Raw genomic sequence first — 4295 nt, 5'->3', positions numbered from 1 at the left:
CCTCAGCCGGTGTATATCGAGCAGCCACCCGAGGTCCGCAACGGGCCCACCCCGCGCCCCGAACCCGCCGACGACCCAGCACCGCCGGTGCAGGTGCAAGACTTGCATCTGCCCGAGCCGGTGGCGCCGGTCGCGCCGATTGCGCCGCCGGACAACACGATCCGTATCGGTCAATGGCAGGCCCCGGCACCGGATTGGCTTCCACCCCAAGCACGTGACTGCATCAACACCACCGCGGCCGGTGCCGAAGCTCAGGTCGCCACCGCTTTGGACTCGATCGGTATCCCGGCAGGGCGCTCGGACCGGGTCAGCGGCGCAACTCTTGCTGGTGCCGGGCTCGGCGGCGCGGCCGGAGCGGTCGTGGCCGGCGCACCGGTGGCGGCCGCGGGCGCGGTCGTGGGTGGGCTGATCGGTGGCACGATCGGCGGAATCGCCGGTGCCGCAGTAGGAACCGTGGTGCCGGTGCCGTTGGTCGGCACCGTTACCTCCGGCGTCGCGGGCACGGCGGTCGGTGCCGCGGCCGGTGCGGCAGCGGGCGCTGCGGTCGCGGGTATTCCCGCCGCGTTGGCGGGCGCGTTGGCCGGCGGAACCGTCGGTGCCGGATTCGGCGCCGGGGTCGGGGTGGGCCAGCCATGACCGTCGTAACGCTCACTCTGAAATCGCTGGCAACTGCCGCTGTGAGCGCGGCGTGTGCCGCGGCGGTGACTGGCCTGGGTAGCGGCGCAGCCGATGCCGTGCCGATCGGCCCCGGTTGCCCAGCGTTGTACGTGATCGGAATCCAAGGCACCGGCCAATCGAACCCCGATCCCACCGCCGACACCGGAGTGATCGGCGCACTGCTGGCCCAGGTCCAGGCCGCGGCCCCGGACCTGGTGCAACACAGCACCATCCCCTACCCAGCCGGGTTCGGCGGCATCGTTCCCGGCGGCGGACAGGCACCGTACGCAGAATCGGCGACCGACGCGCTGGCCGGCCTCGATGCCGCCGCTACCGACATCACCAACGTCTGCCCCAGCACGTTGCTGGCAGGTGTGGCGTATTCGCAAGGCGCCCAAGCGATGGCGCAATTCGCTCAGCAGGTCGGTGCCGGCAATGGACCGGTCTCGCCGGACAAGATCGCCGGGATCGCGCTCTACGCCAACCCCGACCGGCTCCCGAACTCTCCGGTCATTCCCGGCCGGCCGGGACAGACGGTGCCGGACCCCGCACCGGGCACATCAGGCGCTGCGGTCGCCACAGTGCAGATCCTCAACCCGCCCGCGGCCGGTAGCGGTATCGGCACCAACGGCAGTGGCTACGGCGCGCTTGCCGGTCGTGTCGCTGATATTTGCACCGACGGCGACCTGGCCTGCTCGGCGCCCGACCACGCTGCCCTGCTACGCGTCGGCGCGGAAATCGCCGCCCAAGCCGACCTGCGCGACCCGATCGCGGCCCTGACGTCGATCAACGGGTTGTTCTCGACGGCGATGGGGCGAGCGTGGACCACCGTGCTGGCCGAGGACTTCCACACCGACCCCGGCAACGCCGACTACCTTCCGGGAAAACCGTTGGCGCAGCGACTCATCGACGCCGCCGACCCCCGAACCCCCGCACCGGGCACGGATCAGGTGCAGGCAGCCGCTCAGCGATGGGATCAGATCACCGCCGCCGCTGTGGCGAACCCGCTCGGCATCGTGGCGAAGCTGGCCGGCCAACTCGCCGCCGCCTGGGGCCAGCTGGTCGCCGACAACGCCGACCTGATCAACCCGGCGGTATGGGTGCACAACGGCGACACCGTCTCCCGCCACAACGGCTACCTCGCCAGCGGCCAACTCGCCTCCGGCGTCGCCTGGATGACCGCTATCGCCCACGACGCCGCAGGACACCAGTCATGAACGACACCGACACCGACTTCTACGCCCCGCCCACCTTCCACGATTCCATCGAGCCCGGCCGCATCCTGCGCATCCGCCCAACCGATACTCCCGGGCTGATCGGGGCAGGCGCGGCGTGGCAGGTGCTCTACACCTCCACCGACAGCCACGGCGAACTCACCGCGGCCTCCGGCATCGTGATCGCCCCCGACACCGATCCGGAACTCGGGCCAGGCCCGATCCTGGTGTACTGCCCGAGCTTTCACGGACTCGGCGGCGCATGCGCGCCGTCTCGACTGCTCGCCATCGGTGCCGAACCCGACACCGAACCGATCACCGCTGCGCTGGAACGCGGGTGGATCGTCGCTGTCCCGGACGGGGAAAACCTCGGCATCACCGGCCAAGGCCCACACACCTTCCTCGCCGCCCGCGCCGCAGCACACCATACCCTCGACCTCGCCCGCGCCACCGCCTCAATCCAGGAACTGAATACACAGAGTTCACCGGTTGTGGCGTGGGGTTATGCCGACGGCGCTCGCGCGGTCACGGTCGCGGCGCAACGGCACCGCGCCTACGCACCCCAGGTTGACCTGCGCGGGATCGCGGCCGGTGCCACCATCACCGTTCCCGGCGCGCTGGTGGCATCGCTGAACACCGGTCCGTTTTCCGCGCTCGTGCTGGCCGGCCTCATCGGCTTGTCGCGCGCCTACCACCATCTGCCGCTGCGGCATGTGCTCTCTGCCGACGGTCGACAGGTCCTCGCCGAAGCCGAAACCCGCAGTGCCCCCATGCTGCTCGCGCAGTATCGGCGTCCGATCGAGCAGTGGTGCGACCGGGGACAGCCGTGGACCGATCCCATGTGGCATTACGTCCTGGCCCGCGAAACCATCCCGGTTGACCAGGTCCCGAGCGTGCCGGTACACCTCTACCACGGCGCCCGCGACGCGCTGGTGCCGATCGGCCAGAGCACCCGCCTGCTGTCGGCCTACCGCGAAGCCGGGGTCGAGGTCAGTTGGCGCAACTACGACCGCGGACACCTCGACACCGCCCACGTCGCCATCACCGAAACCATCGCCCACCTGGCCGACTACCTCGCACGACCGAGTGAGGAGTGAAAAGCGATGCGGTACAGCAAAACCCGGAACATCCGGAAAATCGGCCGCGGCAACCTGGCTCGCCGGGTGTGCATGACAGCGGTGGGGGCTGTGTTGATCGCTGGTGGTGGCGTCCAGGTAGCGACCGCTGACCCGGCGGTTCCGATCGGGGACCGGTGTCCGGCGCTGTTTGTGTTCGGGGTTCAGGGACCGGATGAGTCGGCGACCGACACAGCACCGACTGTGGATACCGGCGCCCTCGGCCAACTGTTCACACCCCTGGCGGCGAATGCCGGCGAGCTGGTCCAACGTCTCTACATCCCTTATGGAGACAGCGACACCGGCGAGCCCCAACCCTACGACCAAGCCAGCACGAGCGCCGCGCAGCGACTCGAATCCGAGGCCACTGAGGTCGTTCATCGTTGTCCGACAACGAAGCTCGCGGCGGCCGGGTGGGGACAAGGCGCGGCAGCGGTCACCGATTTCGCCCACCGGGTCGGTGACAACACTGCCGCCGTGGCCGCGGATTCCATTGCCGGGATCACGCTGCTGGCCAACCCAGGGCGAGCTGGCAGTGATGTTCTTCCCGGCCGGCCGGGACAGACCACCCCCGCACCGGCTCCCGGCACCACAGGTGCAGCGGTCGCGTCGATCCGGCTCACCAACACACCAGGCAGCGGCGTGGGTATCAGCCCGAGCGACAGCGCGGGATTCGGGTTGTTGGCCGGTCGCGTCGCCGACCTCTGCGCACCAGGTGATCTGGCCTGTGACGCTCCCACCGGTTCGCCGCTGACGCAAACGGTGAAAAACATTGCTGCTCAATCGAACCTCGGTGATCCAGTGGCGGCGATATCGACCATCGCGCAAGCCTTGGCGGCCACGACCTGGAAAACCGCGATCGGCGTGGTCACCGACGACATCGCCGGCAACAGCCTGGACGAACTGAGCTACCAACCGACCAAACCGCTGGGGCAACGCCTAGCGGAAGCGTCGGACCCGAACACCCCGATGCCCGGCCCGGACGACGCGCTGGCGGCGCTGTTCCGGATCGGCACGATCGGCCTCAACACCGTGGTGTCGGTGGCGCAGACGGTGTTCACCCCGGCCACCATTGCTGAGCTGGCCACTGTCGGCATGGCCAACCCCGCCGCCGCCCTCGGCGTCCTCGGCGCGAAACTTGCCGGCGCGGTCGCCGACCTGATTCCGCCGCGCACCGCGCTGGGCTGGGTGAACCAGGCATTCGACGCCATCACCTCCACCGTGACTGACGGCAACCAGCTCTACCAGCTGGCCACCTACACCCAATACAGCGACACCGCAGGCCACCACGCCGCCTACACCAGCACCC

Annotated in this window: 3 protein-coding genes and 1 pseudogene; all 4 read left to right on the top strand. The window is 69.5% G+C overall.

The genetic code is table 11. From position 1 onward, the window contains the following. Positions 1-636: pseudogene (locus A5780_RS41235) on the top strand (insoluble domain protein); the annotation flags it as partial. Further along, positions 633-1874 carry a cutinase family protein gene (locus A5780_RS23480; RefSeq protein WP_082976672.1) on the top strand — a complete coding sequence of 414 codons (1242 nt, stop codon included), beginning with the start codon at positions 633-635 and terminating at the stop codon, positions 1872-1874. The pseudogene A5780_RS41235 and the gene A5780_RS23480, both read left to right, overlap by 4 nt. After that, entirely contained in the window at positions 1871-2968 is a 1098-nt protein-coding gene (locus A5780_RS23475) for a lipase family protein (RefSeq protein ID WP_062969237.1), read from the top strand. The genes A5780_RS23480 and A5780_RS23475 overlap by 4 nt, the downstream gene beginning before the upstream one ends. A gap of 222 nt (positions 2969-3190) precedes the next feature. After that, on the top strand, positions 3191-4295 hold a 1105-nt coding region (locus tag A5780_RS23470), incomplete at its 3' end, for a cutinase family protein (RefSeq protein WP_197521842.1).

Origin of the sequence: Nocardia sp. 852002-20019_SCH5090214 (assembly GCF_001665865.1) — a bacterium.
Lineage (GTDB): Bacteria > Actinomycetota > Actinomycetes > Mycobacteriales > Mycobacteriaceae > Nocardia > Nocardia nova.
The sequence above is the reverse complement of the archived record's forward strand: the minus strand, read 5'-3'. Positions and strand labels throughout refer to the sequence as shown.

What these genes read in the sequence shown, in the direction of transcription:
- A5780_RS23475 (WP_062969237.1), top strand. Translation starts at nt 1,871, where the DNA reads ATGAACGACACCGACACCGACTTCTACGCCCCGCCCACCTTCCACGAT.
- A5780_RS23480 (WP_082976672.1), top strand. Translation starts at nt 633, where the DNA reads ATGACCGTCGTAACGCTCACTCTGAAATCGCTGGCAACTGCCGCTGTG.